Genomic DNA, 17,437 nt, shown 5'->3' with positions numbered 1-17,437 from the left:
GGAATAATGGGAAAGATAATGAAACTCAGTGAAGAATTCCTGCATTCAATGCAGGATGCAATGAAGCTGCTGCGCACGCGCGGCCCGCAGGAAGCAACGGCAGCACTGCAGCGTGCGCTTGGCGGGCACGCTCAGCCGGCACCCCAAACGAATACAGATGCGCCGGCTGTCACGTATCCGGGCACCTTCACGACGCATACGTTCAGCAACGCCGCCGGTCATCGGAACTACAAGCTTTATGTGCCGAAGCATCACAACGGCCGGCCCTTGCCGCTGGTGGTGATGCTGCATGGCTGTACGCAGGATGCCGATGACTTCGCCGCAGGCACGCAAATGAACGCGCTGGCAGAGCGCGACGGATGCATCGTGGTGTATCCGGTGCAGCCGCAGGGGGCGAACGCATCGAAGTGCTGGAACTGGTTCAAGCCCGCTGATCAACGGCGAGACAGCGGCGAGCCGGCATTGATCGCAGGCATCACGCGTGAAGTGATGTCGAAGCAAGCAGTCGACCCGTCGCGGGTATTCGTGGCCGGTTTGTCGGCGGGTGGGGCCATGGCCGCCATCATGGTCCAGGCGTATCCGGATCTTTACGCCGCGGCGTGCGTGCATTCAGGGCTGGCCGTGGGTTCGGCACATGACCTGCAGTCCGCGCTGGCGGCCATGCGGGGCGGAAAGCCACCTCGTGCTCGTCGAGCGGAAGCACCGAAGCGACCGCTGATCGTGTTTCACGGTGATGCCGACGCAACTGTGCATCCGTCGAATGCGGCTGGGCTGCTGCGTGGTTTCGGCGCTCAGGCCGTGGTGTTCGACGAGACCTCCCGTGCCGAAGCGGGCAAGCGTACGAGCACGGTGGAACGGCTGAAATCAGCGGACGGCGTTGATGCAGAGCTGTGGCTTATTCACGGCGCACCGCACGCGTGGGCGGGTGGTAACGCCAATGGTTCGTACACCGATTCAATGGGCCCTGATGCGAGCACGATCATGATGCGCTTTTTCCTCGATCATCCGTTGCAAAACTGACCCGTAGCGCAATACAGAGTGCCTGGGGATTCAAGACGAAAGGGCCAAATGAATGGCCCTTTCGTTCATCGTGCAACTCAATAGAGCCGCTCAAGCCGGCAGCGAAAAGCTCCCGATCGCTTCACGCAGCACATCGACCTGATCCTTCAGTGAATGCGCCGCCGCTGCCGCTTCTTCCACCAGCGCCGCGTTCTGCTGCGTCACCTGGTCCATTTCACCCACTGCGCGGTTCACCTGTTCAATACCGGCACTTTGCTCATTCGAAGCGTGGCTGATTTCATCGAGGATCTCGTTCACTCGGCGCACCGAACTCACGATTTCTCCCATCGTGGCGCCGGCGTTCGACACCAGCGACGCGCCTTCCTTCACCGTCTCCGTCGACGTCCCGATCAGCGCCTTGATCTCCTTCGCGGCGGTCGCCGAGCGTTGTGCGAGGCTGCGCACTTCTGCTGCCACCACGGCAAACCCGCGTCCTTGTTCACCGGCGCGCGCAGCCTCCACGGCCGCGTTCAGCGCCAGGATGTTGGTCTGGAACGCAATGCCGTCGATTACGCCGATGATGTCGCCAATCTGCTTCGAGCTTTCCGTAATGCGCGTCATGGTGTGAATGACCTGTTCAACCACGCCGCTGCCGCGTTGGGCCACATCGGCGGCTTCGCCGGCCAGCTTGGCCGCTTGCGTCGCGCTGTCGGCGTTCTGCTTCACGTTCGCCGTCATCTCGTCCATGCTCGATGCAGTCTGTACGAGTGCGGCCGCCTGCTGCTCGGTGCGTTGCGACAGGTCGGTATTCCCCGCTGCAATCTCCGATGCTCCCACGTTGATGTTCTCGGTCCCGGTGCGCACGCGCGTGACGGTTTCCACCAAGCCGCTCTGCATCTCGCTCAACGCGAACATCAGGCTGTGGGAATCGCCGTCGGCAAGCGGTACGTGCGTGGTCAGGTCGCCTCGTGCAATGCGTTGTGCCGCGCTGACAGCAATCGACGGATCGCCGCCGAGTTCGCGCTTGATGCTGCGTAACACCAGCAACATGACCACTGAAGCGAGCACGCCGAGTACGGCCGTGATTGCGAACCAGCGCAGCGCGCTTGCGTAGAACGCGGCGTCGATGTCATCCGTGTACATGCCGGTCACGACGATCCAGTCCCACGGCACGAAGTGCTTCGCGAAACTCATCTTCGGCACCGGGGCATCGCTGCCGGGCTTCGACCACAGATAGTTGGCGAAGCCGCCATCGGGCGTCGAGTTGGCCGCGTTGATGAGATTGATAAAGAGCTTGTTGCCCGCCGGGTCGGTGAAGTTCGCGAAGTTGTGCCCGTTCATGGCCGGCTTGATCGGATGCATGATCATCGTGGCCTGCGAGTCGTTGACCGAGATGTAGCCGTCCGTGCCGTAGCGCATTGAAGAAAGCACTTCAAGCGCGCGCTTTTTCGCCTCGTCTTCGGAGATCGTCTTGTTCGCGGCGAGACTCTGGAAATGCGTCACGGTGCTGATACCTTCGGCGACCAGCGCTTTCAACTGATCACGACGATCGTCCATCGTTGATGAACGGCCTTGCCATGCCCCTATGACTCCGATCGCGACCAGTCCGAGCCATAGCACGGCGATCATTGATCCTAGCTTCTGATTCAACGTCATCTTCTTCATGTTTCCGCCATCGCCTAAATTGAATCGTCTGATTAAATGCGCGGCGTCGGGCGTTGCCGAACGCTATGCCTGTCTTCTTTACGGCAAAGCGGTACCGGAATGTAGGGCTGGGATAACCCGTAGCAGTGAAACAAGCACGTCATTCGATTCATCAGACGATAAGACTGTGCGATACAGATACCTATAGGTGTGTGACCGGTTGCACAACTTCATAGCGCAACCGGTCACGCCGCTGTACTGCCAGTGGTCAGATCATGGAATCAAAAACTGCTGCGAATCCCCACTCGTCCCACCGCCTGCTTCTGGTTGCTTGAAGGATTGAAGCCCGCGATCTGGGCGACGGATGCATCGCCGGCCGCTTTCTGGAATACGCCCAGCACATACACCGATGTCTGCTTCGACAACGCATATTCAGCCGTCAGGTTGAACTGGTTGTATTTGGGCTGTGTCAAATTTCGTCCATTCGATAATTGAATCGCTATCTTTTAAGATCACGAAATTTTATTTCGGATAACTATTTATAGAGATTGGAAACAAATCAAAATTTCGCTCAACGTTCTTCTGCTTACGGTGCTGTTCGCCGCCGTCCTCACCTATGTCGCAGTCCAGATGTACCGCCGGGCTAGTGGATCGCACAGCGCGTCTTCGTCCTCCCTATCCATACCTTGCCGCTTGGATTCGGCACGCGGACGCCTGATGCGACGGGACCGATCGGCATGATCTTCATTCCCTGTTTGAACGGCCGCAGCCACTGCCATGAAGAATGGATCGAACCGCAACAGCTGGTCGACGGTACGCGCGTGTTGTATCAGACCATTCGCGAGCTGGATACGGTGCTGGCGCGTGAGGCGGGACTGTAAAGAACGGCCGCGAGTCCGTAGCGTTCACCAACTGTGAATCCTGCCGCCGCCAATTCGTTTCAGCCCGACGACGCGCCGCGCACGCTCGCGCCGGTGCCATGAGAAGCGTCGACTGATTGTTCCTCCATTGCATGCTTTCAATGCGCCGCGCAATGGCTCCCTCGATACTTCGGCGGAGCCATTTGCGCATCTGAGGGCGACTAATAACAACGCTGTCGCGTGAGGCGTAGCGTGACGCCTCTTGTCCATGACAGCCGGCCGTTGCCGTACGGCGGTCACCCCTACCTAAAAAAACGTCCGCGGTATTGATCGCCGACACTCAAGTCCGAATCCCCTGTGCCGATAAACAAACATGGCGAGCAGCCGCCGATTTAAACAGCCATCGCAAATACGTGGTGATCAATCCGGCGCTTATTCCCTTTGCGACAAAGTGTTGCGATTTTGCCTACAACGCTCCCAAACGGGCGATCCAGGCATACAGTTAAAGTGTTTTATCAAGTTCAGGTTGCGGTGCGGGAGGTTTGTCATGAAACGCAGGACAGCCAGACAGCTTGTTGCTCAACTTGCGGATTTAAAGCATCTCGCGCGGTGTAGCGCACTGAGGGCGTCGGCGCTCAGCAGGACCATAGATCAAAGCCCGGATGAAGAAACAGGGCGGCCCACGGACAGCATCAAGTCCGCGCGAAACGAGGTCGAGCAAGAGTCGTTTGCCGGAGCAGCACATGAAATCCACGCATGAATATTCGCTACGTACGCAGGTCGACAAATGGCTGGCTCCCGGCCTCTCAACGCCAGTTCGTGTCACCGAGTTCAGCCGCACACGGTCAGGTGGAAGGCGGTATGTGTGTGTAGAAACCGCATTGCCGCTTGGATCTCGCGCACTGCTTTTCTTTCGGCACGATGACGGCTGCTGGTGTGTGTTCCCCCCGGCGTCGGGTCGGCCTAACATGACCATGGGATGTGTCACCGAACATTGACCGGCGTTTTGAATGCGTTAAGGGACACACCAATAGTTTGGGATACTTATCTTATTGAACTGCTAGTATAAGAATGATGGTCACCGCGATAGCGGCGGCTAACAACGGACGACTGATAAGCGGAAAAGAAAGGGGGGTTATGGCGGAAACAACAATATCTTCATACGCAATTCCCGCTACTAGCGGAAGAGGGTAAGCCCGTCGCCACGCGCCTGCGCGTTCAAACTCCGAGCTTCCGACTTTTCCGTGAACTTAAAAGTCTAACGTTGGGAGAGTCACCATGTACATCGGGCTGCTTGTCTCACAGGTTCGGCAGGTTAAGGAGGTCCACTTTCATCCCGACGAAGAAGTGTCGGCGGAGGTCACACCCCGGCACCGGTTCGCGTTCTGGCAAAAAATCAGACACCTGTTCGGGTGAAAGCCGCTTGCGTGAGAATTGCCGATTGAGTATCAAGCGCCGCAGCCATTTTCGCGAAGCCGTTTTATCCCCATGAGGAAACGGCTTCGCAGACATCGCTGCGGCGTTCGGTTTGCGAGACAAGGTCGAAAGTCGAAGGTCGAAGTTTGCACCCCCCAACCCCCGCCATCGCAGTGACTCAGGATGCAGTCAGCGAGTCGCCGGAAACATGCACGCGCTGGCCTGTCTGAAGACCCGGGTCCGTCTGGTAGCTGAAGTTCCGGTAACTACCGTCTTCCATGCGGACTTGCACATCGTATGTGGTTGCCTTGTGCACCGCATGCTCCACCGTGTTGCCCGCCAGGCCGCCGCCAAGTGCACCGACTATGGTTGCGGCCGTACGTCCATGCCCGTTGCCAATCTGAGTACCGGCAAGACCGCCCAATACAGCGCCGCCCAAGGCACCCAGGCCCGTGGTGGGCTCAGCCGTCCTGACCGTGGTGATGGACACGACCTGGCCGGCGTACGGGTCCATAGCGGGAGCGGCGGGGAAAGCCGGTCCCGCAGGCGCGCGATTGAGTTCGTTCGATGCGTAGTTTTGCGGCGGCGGGGCAACGTGATGGTGGTGCGTCACGGGCTGAGCCGGCGCTATGCTCGGCGCTTGCGGCTGCACATTGGGCTTCAAGCCGTTCAAGGAATCGCTGGGCTGTGTATCGATGAGCGCGGGAGCGGACACTGCGGCCGGAACCGCTTTCGATGAGGGGAGAATCCCGGTCAATGCAGCGACCCCCACGCCGCTGACAACAATGACCGCTACTGCGGCGGCTGCAATCAACGGGTGAATACGGCTGCGGAGTGACTCTGAGGACTCTGACACGTTCGGATTGGCGCTCACGGCAATCTCCAGGGTGGATGCGTCCCTATACAACGCAGCCGCCGGAGTGCACGCTTACCGTCTGCTTGTGAGATGTGTAAGCAATTGTCGGACATGACGAGCGCAGGTGATAACCGCTAGCCGATGGCAGGCGCCGATCGACCACGTACGCAGCATGTAGGGAGCACGAGGGCGAGAAATGCGGTGCGCCCGGCGCGGGCACACCTCTCGGTGCGTCGGTTTAATGTCCGCTTAACGCGAGTCTGCGTTGGAAGGGGACTCGCCTATGGACTTATCCGCAGCCTTGCGCTCGCCATTGACCGTTGGTGATTGCCGCGGGTGATCTCTTTCATACTTCTCGTTCTGTTGAACGATGCGGTCCAGCGCTCTTGGACCATCGGCTTGGGCGGCAAACGACACGGCGGGCAACATCAGGACCGAAGCGGCGATGACCGCGCAGACAAGCTGTTTCATGATGGACTCCCAGGCTACGCGTTTCATGCAAGGCGTTGCGCTCGTCGAGGGACATAACGACACGAACACCCTCGCACTTCGAGCCGTATACACGGGAAATAGCCGGGCTGAGGATTGAACGGTTTTATCGTCCGTGCCGGCGTCTGTGAACAGCCGTTATCACAAGAGTAGGCGGAAATACTTAAAGAAACCTTAGCCTGGCGACCTTTGCCCGACGGTCGAATGTGCTCGACCCACGGCTTGCTGCGGGGCTCCTAACGGGCATCTTCCGCGAGCTCAGGCCGCAGCATGGGCCGGCCCAATATCTTGCGGGCCTGATCCGTCTGGGCGTGCTCGAAGGCGTCCTCGAAGTCGTCCAGCTCCTGAGCGCCGAGCCCGACTTCCGGCGTAACGGCAACTTGCCGCCAGTCCATGACTGCATCCAGGACTTCGGCCAGGATCATCTTTGCCTGCGCGTCGGTCAGTGAAAAATAGGCGCACGTATCCAGAAGCATCCCGACTGATTCGATAGGACCTGCGTCTTCAGTGAGCCAGGTCTTGGACTCTCGCACCTTGCCGGGCATCGGGTTCACGTCGAACGCAGGAGAAATGCGCCACAGGCCGTTGCCGTCGTATAGGAAACCCAGGTTCTGCAGACGGTCGTCGGTGTTGGTGATGAGCAGGTTGAAAACCAGGCGGCGCCATAGCTCCCGCGCGTCGTTGTCGGGGTGCGAGCACTTTTGCTGCATGACATCCACGATCTCCGTGTAGGCGTGGGCGTTCTGGCGCGAGGCCTGCAGCATGGATGCAGCCGACAGGTAAGGGACGCGCAGGTCGCCATCCTCCCGGTCAAACCGTTCGATGATGGCGACCGGTGCGTCATTCAATGTGACGCACCGCGCATTGGCCGTCGTAATGCCGGCTTGGCGCGCGAGTCTTAGCGCCAGCACTTCGCCCCGGGTCACGTTGACGGTGTCGTTGACGCTTGGAAACTTCCCGATGGCGAGCTTGCCGTTTTCATCCAGCACGGTGCATTTGGGCCGCATGCCCCCGAGCGAGGTGCCCTTGCCTTGCAAATAGCGCAGGTCCTCGACGGTTTCCCTGGCTGTCTCGACCGCACGCGTAGCTCTGTACATCCGCTCGAGTTCGATCATGGGCGGCGTCGTGCGCCGGCCTTCGTCAACCGTCCTCAGACAGATTCCCTCCTTGCAAAGGCGCAGCGCTCCGATGCGGCTGAAGTCGTCCACTGCGCACAGATAGTCGAGCTCGTTCAGCGGCAGCAAGCGAGGATTATCACGGCGCGCCTTGGCATGTATCCGGTTGATGACACGGCGTCCCCAGGCGTCAGGGGCGGTGTCGGCCAGTGCGAAGTGAAACACGGAGTCCACGGCGTTGGGCGCGCGACGCGGCTGGTAGCCAGGTTCGAGGGGCAGGTCGGGAGAGACTTCAAACCGGTCCGGATTGGCCAGCCAGGTTTCGTCATAGGCGAACTGCGACACTTCGCGCCGCCCCTGGCTCACGTAGTTCAGGTGACCCACGAGTGTGCCGGCGGCCCCGAGGTGAACCTCCAGGGCTGTACTGATACCGGGCTTGCCGGACCTGGCGGGTTGGGTTTTCATTGCCATGCCGTTAGAACGCTTTGGTGGTTTTCTTCGCGGTTCGCACTCGCTGCGGCAGCTTTTCGTCCATCAATGCGAGGCCGATATCGTCCTGGCCGCTGTCGAGAAGATCATTGAGCCGCTGCAGCTCTCCAAAGAAATGGAGCGCTCTCACGAGGAAGTGCAACTGCACGTGTGGATCGCCGTTCTCCATCCGCTTGACGGTATTGAGCCCCGCCCCGATGCGTCCGGCGAGCGCCTGCTGCGTCAGCCCTCTGCGGCGGCGCGCACGGTTGAGGTCTTCGCCAAGCTTCGTGAGTGTCCGTTGTACCGGGATAGGAAGCGGTTTACCAGCTTTACGGCCTTCAGAAGGGCTTTTAAAGGGTTTAATAGGCTCCATATGGGCCATTATAGTAGTTTAACGGCAATGCTGTTGAATTTAGGATTTGAGAATCCTTGTATGGGCTTTTACCTTGGGTTGTAGCCTTTGTGAGGGCTATTAATGCGGTAACACAATCTGAACGTGAACGCATGGCGAGTGCGACTGGACTTGCGTTTTCGCGGTCTTCCTCAGGTTTTGTCTCGTTCCCGGTGATGCGTGACGGTGTCGATGCTCCGCCCTGGTATTTGCCTCCACCCCCGCCGATGATCAGGACGCGCTGGCGACTCGGACGAATGCACGCACGATTGCATGTCCGGTTTCCACGCTGATCGCCGAATAGCGTTGCGTTTATCCGCGAGCAGGTTTCGCCAGTCTGAAATCAAAGGAAAACGTTATTGAAAAAAACGTGAGCGCGTGTTTAAGTGCCCGCTGAACGTCGTTTCTCTCGCTCAAACGGACCGTCACGCGACGGACCTTCGCCGCCAACGTGAATTTCAATGAACGCCGTTTTCAAGACTTTTCTCGCGCTTATCCGTCTTCCCGGTTATCCCGGCATTTCCCTCGCGATGTTCCTGTCGGGCATCGCTTCCTCATTCGCGGTGCCGTACACGTCGCTGTTCGGCGCGACCGAGGCGCACATGACGCCGGTCCGGCTCGGCATCTTCATGACGCTGACAGCGGTGAGCAGCGTGATCGTGAGTACATATCTGGGGCGTATCGCCGATCGCCGGAGCGATAAAAAACGTATCGTGTTGCTGTCCATTGCGGGATCTGCGCTCGGTTATGCATTGCTGTGCGTCACCCGCAACTACGTGTTGCTGACGATCTTCGGCTGCGTATTCCTGAGCATCGGCGCGGCGGTGTTCCCGCAGCTTTTCACGTTCGGCAAAGCACGGCTGCACGCAGAGGGCATCGAACATACCGAACTGCCGATGGCCACCTTGCGCACCACGCTGTCCTGCGCATGGGTGTTCGGTCCGGCGGTGGGTGCGATCGTGCTGGGGGTGTCGGGTTTCAACGGGCTGTTCCTGTCGGCGGCGGGTGCGTTCGCGGCGGCTGGATTGATCGTGCTGTGCATGCGCGAGCCCAAGACCTATGACACCTACGAAGCCGCCGACAAGACCTCCAGCGAGATCCCGCCGCAAGCCAAAAATGCACACGTCTATGCGGCGCTGGTGAGTTTTACGCTGATTGGCATGGGCTCGGCGATCGCGACCATCATGCTGCCGGTGCTGATCGTCGATCAGTTGCACGGCACGACCGCACACGTCGCACAGATGGTCGGTCTCGGCGCGTTTGCCGAGATTCCGATGATGCTCCTGCTCGGCGGCGCGTCGAGGCGCATCAACAAGGCGAACATGATCGCGTTTGCGTCGTTATCGCACATTGTGTATTTCGCGGGGATCGCGCTCGCACCGAACCTTTGGGTGCTCGTGCCGCTGCAAATCCTGAACGCTGTCGTTGTCGCGGTGACGTCATGTCTCGGCATGTCGTACTTTCAGGAACTGATGCCCGGCGCGCTGGCCCGCGCGACCACCCTGTTTTTTAACACCATGCGCACGGGCTCCGTGCTGGCGGGGGTGGCGTCGGGCTTTGTGGCCGCGACCTGGGGTTATCGCGCGGTGTTCGTGTTCTGCGTGATGCTGGCGTCCACCGCATCGGTCGTGCTGTTCATTTTCAACTATCAGCGCGGCGCGAAGATTTTCTCCGATCCTGCCGCGGAGCCCGTTGCTCAGAGCCGCGCGGTTACCACGATCGTCGTTGTCGACGAACGACCGGAAACCGCGCCATGACATGGGTTGCTGAACCCTGATCTAAACCGGATGCCCGTCCGGCGGCGCATCGGGATGCTGCGGCTCCTCCGGCCGGTGCCCCGGCGATGGCGGCGACAGCGGGTCGGCCTCGGGGTCACGGTTCGGATCGGCGAGCGGGTCTGGAATCGGGTTGGACTGCAGGTCGTATCGTGCGGGCTGCAGGATGTTCATGGGGTTCATGAGTGGCCTCCGTCTGGTCCATCGTCGACAGTTTGTCTATGTCGTGTTCTCCAGCATAGGCGCAAGCGGGCTGGAAGGCAGGCGGCACAGGCTGCCCGTGCACATGAATGTGGCCGAGCGCCACGCGGGTAACGGTTTGCGCAACCGTCTGCACTGCACCGTCCAGTGACAATTAAAGGAGTGCCGCGTTCATGCGCGGTGGGTCCTCAAGCTACCTGCACGACCAACTTTCGCAGCCCGACGGGTGCAGGCTCGCACTTGATGCGGTGTCGCTCCGTGGGTCAACAGAGGCGAACGGCGAGGGTGCGTTTCGCGGGCGGGAAGCCATTTGGCAAGAAACAGACTCCGCACACCCGCGCAAAAATGAAAGCCGCCGGCCCGCGAATGCAGGACGGCGGCTTTCATTTTTTTACGCCCGGAGTTTCACCCTGGCGGAGACGACGACTTTTGCGGTGTCTTTCGCCAGGTCTGGCGGTGGATCAACCGTTGGACTATTAGCTTTCTGCTGCTTCCAGACCTTCGGTTTGCGGTTTGAAGGCATCGGCGCGACGGCGAATTTCTTCGGCTTCCACGGTCACGAACGTCCGGTTGTCGGCGGCGAGGGCGTTCTGGTACGAGATGCCTTCCGGTACGCGATGCAGCAGCGCGCGCAGCTCGCCCTGCGTGGTTTGTTCGACGGGTTCGTAGTTGTAGAGCCGCAGCGTGAGTTCCGTGCGCTCCTGCAGCAGGAACAGGCAAGCCGCGAACACGGCTACGCCGACCACTTCCTGGGCGCCGAAACTGAAGTCGCTCGGAATGGGCGAGAACGGCAGCATGGCGACGGCAATCACGCCCGCAATAGCCAGAGCGATGGTTGCGTAGAGGAAAAACTGCGCCCGGCCGACGATGCGATCGTGCTCCGCCTTGAGTTGCCCGGCGGATCTCGGAACGAGTGCCGCATGGCCTTGTTTTTGTCGACGTTGCTGAAGTGCTGAAAACGGAAGGGCTGCCATGGAGTCGGTTGCCTTGAAAAGCGTCGCCAGGATTGGCGCTATCCACGGGTTAACGCCAAGCTTTCAGGAAAGTTGACTCAGGTTACGTGTTGTTTCAGTTGGGTCTCAAAATGTTTCGGTGAGTTACTTGTTAGCCGTTTGGACAGCTATCGGAGGGCGGGGAGGACGGGCTCCGGCGGCAGTATTGATAGCGCGGCTTTGCAGTGACCTGTGAAAAGAGCTATTATCAGGTCTTGTTGAAGGCCATTTCGTTGGAGAAGAGCGTCATGGAAGCTATTCATGCTACCCAATCTGTGGGAATTTCGGAGCTGAAGCTCAACCCGAGCGCGGTTATCGAAAGCGCGGACGGCGGCGCGGTCGCCATCCTCAATCGCAACAAGCCGGTGGCGTACCTGCTGCCGGCAGATCATTACGAAGCGCTGCTCGATCGGTTGGAAGACTATGAATTGGCCGACATTGTCCGAGCCAGGCAGGATGAACCGATGGTTGAGGTCGACATCCATAAATGACATACAAGCTGAGGTTCAAACTCAACGCGGAGAAGGAATGGCGAAAACTTGACGCCGAGACGCGACGGCAGTTCGCTAAGAAACTGGATGAGAGGCTCGAGAACCCGAAAGTGCCGGCTTCACGGTTGTACGGAATGAAGGACTGCTACAAGATCAAGCTTCGTACCCGAGGATACAGGCTTGTCTATCAGGTACACGACGAGATTGTGACGGTTGTCGTTATCGCGGTTGGCAAGCGCGACGGCGGCGACGTGTACGACGCAGCGGAAGAACGGCAGTAGGACCGTAGCCGACCAGCACCATTGCTGATTTCGACGCGCGTCGCACGAGCGGCCTTACATGCCGCGAGCGTCAGGTCGGGATAATCGCCGAGCGCGAGTTCTTTGCGACGATCGCCGATCGCTTCAACATCTCAATGCAACCCCAGGTCCGCCGGCAAATCCACGTCCCGCAAAATGTTCGCGTCTTCAACATTGATGCGTTCCACCGCCTGCGACATAAACAGCGCCCGCGCGCCGGCATCGCCGTCAAGCGCGCTGAGCGCTTCCAGATGCATGGCGCCAAACCCCGCCGGATGCCCCCTTTGCCCGCGATAAAACGGCGCAACAATCGACGCTCCCGCGTCCAGCGATCGCGCCACCGCTTCGACCGTCTCCGGCTCGATCCACGGCATATCGCCAAGCGTCACGAGCCAACCTTCCGCGTCTTGCGTTGCACGCACCGCGGCGGCAAGCGTAGCGCCCATGCCGCGTTCGGCATCGATGGAAAACATCACGTCGCAGCCCGCTTCGTTCAACACTTCCGCCAGCTTCTCCGACCCCGGGCGCACCACGGCGACCACCCGCGACACCGCCGACAGCAAGCGCCGGGCAGACTGAAACACGACCGGCGTACCGTCTGGAAGCGTGGCCAGGAGTTTGTTATGAAGACCGCTTGGATCGAAGCGGGAACCGTAGCCGGCTGCAAGCAGAATGCCGGTCGCACTCGATGAATAACTCATGGCCGGCTTCCTGATAGTAAGAAGGTAAGAAGGGTCGATTTTGACAAGCCCCAGGATGTGTCGCAAGCCTCCAAAAAAACCGCGCGGTTTTCCCGGCAAAACGTCAGACCGTTGTTTTCGGCATGACCTTGTCGAGTGTGATCGGCAAATCGCGCACGCGCACGCCGGTCGCGTGATACACGGCGTTCCCGATCGATCCCGCCACCCCCGTAATGCCGATTTCGCCAATGCCCCGCGCGCCGAGCGGATTGATATGCGGATCGGGTTTGCCCAGCAAGGTGATGTCGAGCAGACCGATATCGGCGTTCACCGGCACGTGATATTCGGCAAGGTTGGCGTTGATGTACCGGCCATACCGCGTATCAAGTTCGCTCTTCTCGGTCAGCGCCGAGCCTATGCCCCAGACCAAACCGCCCATCAACTGGCTATGCGCGGTCTTTTCGTTGAGCAGGCTGCCGACGTCATACACCGCCACAATGCGCGGGACGCGGATCGTGCCCAGGTCGGCATCGACGTGAACCTCCGTGAACACCGCGCCGAACGAGTGAAACGCGAACTGCTGTTTCTCGTCGCCGGGCTTCGTGGTCGCCATGGCTTCGATCGGCTTGCCGCCATTGCGTGCGATCACCGCGGCAGCCGGATCGCGCTTCGATGGATCGGCGCGGCTGATGACCCAGCCGTTATCGACGGTGACATCGTCCATGGAACCCCCGCTTAGCGGCGATCCTGGATCGGCTATCGCCATTGCGATCAACTTGGCGCGCGCCTGCGCCGCCGCCTCGCGCACCGCGGGCGAGACGCTCGCCACCGACTGCGAACCGCCCGACACCGGTGCATGCGGCAACGACGAATCGCCGAGTGCGAAGTCGACCTTGTCCACCGGAAAGCCGAGCGCATCGGCGGCGACTTGCGTCATCACGGTATAGGTGCCGGTGCCGAGATCCTGCGTGCCCGATGCGGCCATCGCCGTGCCGTCCGGGAAGATGCGCGCAATAGCCGATGCCTCGCTGCGGTTTGCAGGGTACGTCGCCGTCGCCATGCCGAGACCGATCAGCATGTTGCCGTCGCGCATGGAACGCGGCTTCGGATTGCGCCGCGACCAGCCGAATTTATCGGTGCCGATCTGATAACACTCGCGCAGCGACTTCTCCGACCACGGTTTCTTTTCCTGTGGTTCCATCTCGGCATAGTTCTTCAGCCTGAACGCGAGCGGGTCCATGTTCAACTGGTAGGCCATTTCATCCATCGCGGATTCGAGCGCGAACGAGCCGCTCGTTTCACCGGGCGCGCGCATGAACGTCGGCGTGCCGACATCGAGTTTCACCAGCTTGTGCGTGGTCGCCTGGTTCGGCACGGCATACAGCATGCGCGTGACGATGGCCGAGCTTTCGTTCCAGTCTTCGAACGTCGATGTGGTCGAGATCACGTCATGGCGCATGCCGGTGAGCGTGCCGTCGTCGCGGGCCGAGATCTGGATATGCTGATCCGTGAACGGCCGGTTGCCGACCATGCCGAACATCTGCGGACGTTCCAGCACCAGCCGAACCGGCCGGCCGGTCTGCTTCGCGGCCATGGCAGCCAGTACGACATGCGACCAGGCCGAGCCCTTGCATCCAAAACCGCCGCCGACAAACGGGCAGAGCACGCGCACGTTCGCATCCGGGATGCCGAGCGTTTTCGCCACCGCGTTGCGTGCGCCGGAGACGCCTTGGGTGGCATCGTAGAGCGTGAGGTTGGGGCCATCCCAGCGAGCCAGCGTGGCGTGCGGCTCCATTGGATTGTGGTGCTCGTTCGGCGTGGTGTAGACCGCGTCGAGGCGGGTAGGCCCCTGACGCAGTCCGGCGGCCACATCGCCTCGCTGGGTGTTGATTGGCCGGCCCATCATCTTTTCCGGCTGATATGCCGTGGCCTTCGCGCGCTGATAGTCCGCATTCGGCGTCGCGGCTTCGTAACGAATCGATGCCTGGAGCTTGCGGGCGCCATCGGTTGCGCGTTCCAGCGTATCGGCAACGACTACGGCAACGGGTTCATTGCTGTAGCGTACTTCGTCGGTTTGCAGGAGCGACAATCCGCGCACAGCCGGTGGCTCCGCATTCGGTTTGCCGCCATTAGGCAGGCGCATTGCGGTTTCATGGTTCATCACGAGCAGCACGCCGGGCATGGCCTGGATGCGCGCGGTATCCATGGAAGCCACTCTGCCATGAGCGATTGTGCTCGTCACCAGAACCGCATGCGCGAGCTTGGCTTCCGGGTTATCGGCGGAATATTTCGCCTGGCCCGTGACTTTCAGAAGACCGTCGGTGCGGTCGAGCGGTTGTCCAAGAACACTCATGCCACACCTCCGGCAGTCGACACCGCGCGGACAATCGCGCGCTGCGCCAGTTCGATCTTGAAGCCGTTGTCGCGATAACTCCGCGCATCGCGAACCGCAAGCGCCGCTGCGCTACGCAACGTGTCGCGTGATAACGGCTGCCCATTGAGCGCTTGCTCAGTCGCCGTGGCACGCCACGGTTTGTGTGCGACGCCTCCCAGCGCGATGCGCGCTGTCCTCACCGTGTTGCCGTCCATCTGCAATGCGGCGGCCACCGACACAAGTGCGAACGCGTAACTCGCGCGGTCACGCACCTTCAGGTAGTGCGAGTGCTGCGCAAAGAGCGGGGGCGGCAGATCGACGGACGTGATCAGTTCGCCGGGTTGCAGCGTGGTATCGACTTCAGGATGATCTCCGGCCAAACGATGAAACTCCGCGAACGCAATCGCACGTTCACCCTGAGGGCCGTTCACGTGCACCACGGCGTCGAGTGCTGCGAGCGCGACATTCATATCGGATGGATTCGTCGCGATGCATTGCGCACTTGCACCCAGGATTGCATGGATGCGGCTGTTGCCTTCTATTGCTGCGCAGCCGCTTCCGGGGGTGCGTTTGTTGCATTGGGGAAAGCCGGTGTCGTAGAAGTAATAACAGCGCGTGCGTTGCATCAGGTTGCCACCGACGGTGGCCATGTTGCGCAACTGCGCCGATGCACCCGCGAGGAACGCCTGCGACAGCAGCGGATAACGTTCGCGAATCCACGTGTGATTCGCGGCGTCGCTGTTGCGAACCAGCGCACCGATCCGCAGGCCGCCGTCGGGCAGTTCGCTCACCGTGTTCAAGCCGGCTATATGCGTGATGTCGACGAGCTTCACCGGCCGCGCTACACCGCCTTTCATGAGGTCGAGCAGATTCGTTCCGCCGCCGATAAACGCGACCCCCGGCTGCTGCGCTGCCTTGATCGCCGCGCTCACGTCCGTGGCGCGTTCGTAGGAAATGGCATCCATGCGGCGCTCCTAAGCTTTATTGATCGCGACGGTTTTCACCGCGGCGACAATGTTCGGATAGGCGCCACAGCGACAGATATTGCCGCTCATGCGCTCGCGGATTTCATCGTCGGAGAGTTGGGGCGGACGGTAGCGGACATCGGCGGTCACGGCGCTGGCGTCGCCCGCACGGAATTCGTCTAGCAGCGCGGTTGCCGAACACAGTTGGCCGGGCGTACAGAAACCGCACTGGAAGGCGTCGTGATCGATGAAAGCCTTTTGTATCGGGCTGAGGCTGAGCGTCTGCGCGTTGGCGAGTCCTTCCACGGTCACGATCGATTCACCCTCGTGCATGACGGCGAGCGTCAGGCACGAGTTGATGCGCCGGCCGTTCGCGATCACCGTGCATGCGCCGCACTGGCCGCGGTCGCAGCCTTTCTTTGTGCCGGTGAGGCTCGCGTATTCGCGCAACGCGTCGAGCAAGGTCGTACGTGCTTCAAGCTGCATGTCGTAAGCATGGCCATTGATGGTCAGCTTCACGGGCATGAGCGGCGCAGCAGTGACGGGCGCTGACGGCGGCGGTGCGGATGTCGCTGCCGGTTGCTGCGCATGAACTCGCGGCACGGCGGAAACGGTCGCCGCTGCCGCCGCGGATTGCAGAAACCTGCGGCGCGACGGTTTTATTGCTTCGGATGATGCGGTGTCTGGGTTGCTGTTACGGGGGACGTTGATGTGGCGCATGGCGATATGAAGCTCCTCGCTCGATCGAGTGAGCGCTGTGTTTGGCTGGACGCGTCGGAGGAGTTGGCGTGTCTGGCTAACCGAGGCGCTGACACCATTCGCCTGGACCTTGCGGAGTGCAAGCCAATGAGGCGAATGGCGACCGAGGGAGTCTGCAAATCCAATGCCATCGATGAGGGCCGCGCGCTTACGGTGTTTGCCGCTCAGGATTGCAGGTAAGGGCTACATTCATCGGTAAATCGGGGTGGTTCGCAGGGGTTTGCAGTGGGTTGAGTCGGGCTCGGCGCTGTTCGATCAGGTTACCGTGGGCTTACTTTCATTGACTTTGTACAGTCAAGTCATTCTCAACACAGCCAGAGTGTGTACTTGCCAAAAATAACCAAATAGGTTATTGTAAATAGATGGAAAAAGGCGTCCCGCATTGCAAGCTGTCTCTCATCATCGCCTTGATCGAAGCGGGTAAAGTCCGCTCAACCGTGTCGGCGCTCGCCGGCGGAGCCGCGCTGGGCTTCGACTTTGAGGGAATCATCGGCGTGGTCAAAGCGCTGCTGTCAGCCGACTTTTATAAAAGCATGACTACGCATGCCGATCACCGCATCTGGCAGGACGTGTACCAACCCACTACCATCGCTGGACCGGTTTATCTGAAACTGACGGTGGTTGATGACGTCCTCGTCGTGTCCTTCAAGGAGCTATGAA

Annotated in this window: 18 protein-coding genes and 2 pseudogenes; 8 read left to right on the top strand and 12 right to left on the bottom strand. The window is 60.2% G+C overall.

Annotation, left to right across the window (positions count from 1 at the left end; genetic code table 11):
- Positions 1 to 18 precede the first annotated feature (18 nt).
- A complete protein-coding gene (locus tag AWB69_RS05130; protein ID WP_062082828.1) occupies positions 19 to 1,020 on the top strand; it encodes an extracellular catalytic domain type 1 short-chain-length polyhydroxyalkanoate depolymerase in 1,002 nt (333 codons plus the stop codon).
- Between the two features lie 90 nt (positions 1,021 to 1,110).
- On the opposite strand, the gene AWB69_RS05125 is transcribed toward AWB69_RS05130, so the two are convergent.
- Entirely contained in the window at positions 1,111 to 2,655 is a 1,545-nt protein-coding gene (locus AWB69_RS05125) for a methyl-accepting chemotaxis protein (protein ID WP_062082973.1), read from the bottom strand.
- Positions 2,656 to 2,924: 269 nt separating this feature from the next.
- Positions 2,925 to 3,110 (bottom strand): annotated as a pseudogene (locus AWB69_RS05120) (porin); the annotation flags it as partial.
- 255 nt (positions 3,111 to 3,365) lie between these two features.
- On the opposite strand from AWB69_RS05120, the pseudogene AWB69_RS05115 reads away from it, so the two are divergent.
- Together AWB69_RS05115 and AWB69_RS49190 are read left to right on the top strand one after the other, a co-directional pair.
- Positions 3,366 to 3,524, top strand: a pseudogene (locus AWB69_RS05115) (Zn-dependent hydrolase); the annotation flags it as partial.
- A 722-nt stretch (positions 3,525 to 4,246) separates the two neighbouring features.
- Entirely contained in the window at positions 4,247 to 4,501 is a 255-nt protein-coding gene (locus tag AWB69_RS49190; protein ID WP_075643864.1) for a hypothetical protein, read from the top strand.
- A gap of 596 nt (positions 4,502 to 5,097) precedes the next feature.
- Here the strand turns inward: AWB69_RS49190 and AWB69_RS05105 are convergent.
- From AWB69_RS05105 to AWB69_RS45530, 4 genes are all read right to left on the bottom strand, one after another.
- Positions 5,098 to 5,793: a glycine zipper 2TM domain-containing protein gene (locus AWB69_RS05105; protein WP_062082818.1), complete on the bottom strand. Its 696-nt coding sequence runs from the start codon at positions 5,791 to 5,793 to the stop codon at positions 5,098 to 5,100.
- Positions 5,794 to 6,024: 231 nt separating this feature from the next.
- Positions 6,025 to 6,246, bottom strand: coding sequence for a hypothetical protein (locus tag AWB69_RS05100; RefSeq protein WP_062082816.1), 222 nt, complete (start codon positions 6,244 to 6,246; stop codon positions 6,025 to 6,027).
- A gap of 254 nt (positions 6,247 to 6,500) precedes the next feature.
- Positions 6,501 to 7,850: a type II toxin-antitoxin system HipA family toxin gene (locus AWB69_RS05095; protein ID WP_063977748.1), complete on the bottom strand. Its 1,350-nt coding sequence runs from the start codon at positions 7,848 to 7,850 to the stop codon at positions 6,501 to 6,503.
- A 4-nt stretch (positions 7,851 to 7,854) separates the two neighbouring features.
- A complete protein-coding gene (locus AWB69_RS45530; protein ID WP_075643863.1) occupies positions 7,855 to 8,223 on the bottom strand; it encodes a helix-turn-helix domain-containing protein in 369 nt (122 codons plus the stop codon).
- Between the two features lie 479 nt (positions 8,224 to 8,702).
- On the opposite strand from AWB69_RS45530, the gene AWB69_RS05085 reads away from it, so the two are divergent.
- Entirely contained in the window at positions 8,703 to 9,998 is a 1,296-nt protein-coding gene (locus tag AWB69_RS05085) for a sugar efflux transporter (protein ID WP_062082809.1), read from the top strand.
- Between the two features lie 21 nt (positions 9,999 to 10,019).
- Here the strand turns inward: AWB69_RS05085 and AWB69_RS05080 are convergent, their stop codons facing one another.
- Positions 10,020 to 10,199, bottom strand: coding sequence for a hypothetical protein (locus AWB69_RS05080; protein ID WP_062082807.1), 180 nt, complete (start codon positions 10,197 to 10,199; stop codon positions 10,020 to 10,022).
- Between AWB69_RS05080 and AWB69_RS47475 the strand changes: the two genes are divergently transcribed.
- Positions 10,198 to 10,368 (top strand): hypothetical protein, encoded by a 171-nt coding sequence (locus tag AWB69_RS47475; RefSeq protein ID WP_156528740.1) that lies wholly within the window; start codon positions 10,198 to 10,200, stop codon positions 10,366 to 10,368. The two genes, AWB69_RS05080 and AWB69_RS47475, sit on opposite strands and share 2 nt — an antisense overlap.
- A 325-nt stretch (positions 10,369 to 10,693) precedes the next feature.
- Here the strand turns inward: AWB69_RS47475 and AWB69_RS05075 are convergent, their stop codons facing one another.
- A complete protein-coding gene (locus AWB69_RS05075; RefSeq protein WP_062082805.1) occupies positions 10,694 to 11,191 on the bottom strand; it encodes a hypothetical protein in 498 nt (165 codons plus the stop codon).
- Between the two features lie 266 nt (positions 11,192 to 11,457).
- Here AWB69_RS05075 and AWB69_RS05070 point away from each other — a divergent pair, with 266 nt between their 5' ends.
- Both AWB69_RS05070 and AWB69_RS05065 read left to right on the top strand, forming a co-directional pair.
- Complete coding sequence (locus tag AWB69_RS05070) at positions 11,458 to 11,700, top strand: type II toxin-antitoxin system Phd/YefM family antitoxin (RefSeq protein WP_062082971.1); 243 nt, start codon at positions 11,458 to 11,460, stop codon at positions 11,698 to 11,700.
- Complete coding sequence (locus AWB69_RS05065; protein WP_062082803.1) at positions 11,697 to 11,981, top strand: type II toxin-antitoxin system RelE family toxin; 285 nt, start codon at positions 11,697 to 11,699, stop codon at positions 11,979 to 11,981. The genes AWB69_RS05070 and AWB69_RS05065 overlap by 4 nt, the downstream gene beginning before the upstream one ends.
- 131 nt (positions 11,982 to 12,112) lie before the next feature.
- Here the strand turns inward: AWB69_RS05065 and AWB69_RS05060 are convergent, their stop codons facing one another.
- The 4 genes from AWB69_RS05060 to AWB69_RS05045 form a co-directional block, all read right to left on the bottom strand.
- Positions 12,113 to 12,700, bottom strand: coding sequence for a nucleotidyltransferase family protein (locus AWB69_RS05060; RefSeq protein WP_062082800.1), 588 nt, complete (start codon positions 12,698 to 12,700; stop codon positions 12,113 to 12,115).
- Between the two features lie 103 nt (positions 12,701 to 12,803).
- Positions 12,804 to 15,032: a xanthine dehydrogenase family protein molybdopterin-binding subunit gene (locus tag AWB69_RS05055; protein ID WP_062082797.1), complete on the bottom strand. Its 2,229-nt coding sequence runs from the start codon at positions 15,030 to 15,032 to the stop codon at positions 12,804 to 12,806.
- Complete coding sequence (locus tag AWB69_RS05050) at positions 15,029 to 16,018, bottom strand: FAD binding domain-containing protein (protein ID WP_062082796.1); 990 nt, start codon at positions 16,016 to 16,018, stop codon at positions 15,029 to 15,031. The genes AWB69_RS05055 and AWB69_RS05050 overlap by 4 nt, the downstream gene beginning before the upstream one ends.
- A 9-nt stretch (positions 16,019 to 16,027) precedes the next feature.
- On the bottom strand, positions 16,028 to 16,738 hold the full coding sequence (locus AWB69_RS05045; RefSeq protein WP_062082794.1) for a 2Fe-2S iron-sulfur cluster-binding protein: 711 nt from the start codon (positions 16,736 to 16,738) through the stop codon (positions 16,028 to 16,030).
- Positions 16,739 to 17,139: 401 nt separating this feature from the next.
- Here AWB69_RS05045 and AWB69_RS05035 point away from each other — a divergent pair, with 401 nt between their 5' ends.
- On the top strand, positions 17,140 to 17,436 hold the full coding sequence (locus tag AWB69_RS05035) for a type II toxin-antitoxin system MqsR family toxin (RefSeq protein WP_062082790.1): 297 nt from the start codon (positions 17,140 to 17,142) through the stop codon (positions 17,434 to 17,436).
- Position 17,437: the final 1 nt, after the last annotated feature.

It is taken from the genome of Caballeronia udeis (assembly GCF_001544555.2).
GTDB classification, from domain to species: domain Bacteria; phylum Pseudomonadota; class Gammaproteobacteria; order Burkholderiales; family Burkholderiaceae; genus Caballeronia; species Caballeronia udeis.
The sequence above is the reverse complement of the archived record's forward strand: the minus strand, read 5'-3'. Positions and strand labels throughout refer to the sequence as shown.

Coding starts and splice junctions, on each gene's coding strand:
- AWB69_RS05130 (WP_062082828.1), top strand. CDS start 19: ATGAAACTCAGTGAAGAATTCCTGCATTCAATGCAGGATGCAATGAAG.
- AWB69_RS05125 (WP_062082973.1), bottom strand. CDS start 2,655: ATGACGTTGAATCAGAAGCTAGGATCAATGATCGCCGTGCTATGGCTC.
- AWB69_RS49190 (WP_075643864.1), top strand. CDS start 4,247: ATGAAATCCACGCATGAATATTCGCTACGTACGCAGGTCGACAAATGG.
- AWB69_RS05100 (WP_062082816.1), bottom strand. CDS start 6,246: ATGAAACAGCTTGTCTGCGCGGTCATCGCCGCTTCGGTCCTGATGTTG.
- AWB69_RS05095 (WP_063977748.1), bottom strand. CDS start 7,850: ATGGCAATGAAAACCCAACCCGCCAGGTCCGGCAAGCCCGGTATCAGT.
- AWB69_RS45530 (WP_075643863.1), bottom strand. CDS start 8,223: ATGGAGCCTATTAAACCCTTTAAAAGCCCTTCTGAAGGCCGTAAAGCT.
- AWB69_RS05085 (WP_062082809.1), top strand. CDS start 8,703: ATGAACGCCGTTTTCAAGACTTTTCTCGCGCTTATCCGTCTTCCCGGT.
- AWB69_RS47475 (WP_156528740.1), top strand. CDS start 10,198: ATGAGTGGCCTCCGTCTGGTCCATCGTCGACAGTTTGTCTATGTCGTG.
- AWB69_RS05080 (WP_062082807.1), bottom strand. CDS start 10,199: ATGAACCCCATGAACATCCTGCAGCCCGCACGATACGACCTGCAGTCC.
- AWB69_RS05075 (WP_062082805.1), bottom strand. CDS start 11,191: ATGGCAGCCCTTCCGTTTTCAGCACTTCAGCAACGTCGACAAAAACAA.
- AWB69_RS05070 (WP_062082971.1), top strand. CDS start 11,458: ATGGAAGCTATTCATGCTACCCAATCTGTGGGAATTTCGGAGCTGAAG.
- AWB69_RS05065 (WP_062082803.1), top strand. CDS start 11,697: ATGACATACAAGCTGAGGTTCAAACTCAACGCGGAGAAGGAATGGCGA.
- AWB69_RS05060 (WP_062082800.1), bottom strand. CDS start 12,700: ATGAGTTATTCATCGAGTGCGACCGGCATTCTGCTTGCAGCCGGCTAC.
- AWB69_RS05055 (WP_062082797.1), bottom strand. CDS start 15,032: ATGAGTGTTCTTGGACAACCGCTCGACCGCACCGACGGTCTTCTGAAA.
- AWB69_RS05050 (WP_062082796.1), bottom strand. CDS start 16,018: ATGGATGCCATTTCCTACGAACGCGCCACGGACGTGAGCGCGGCGATC.
- AWB69_RS05045 (WP_062082794.1), bottom strand. CDS start 16,738: ATGCGCCACATCAACGTCCCCCGTAACAGCAACCCAGACACCGCATCA.
- AWB69_RS05035 (WP_062082790.1), top strand. CDS start 17,140: ATGGAAAAAGGCGTCCCGCATTGCAAGCTGTCTCTCATCATCGCCTTG.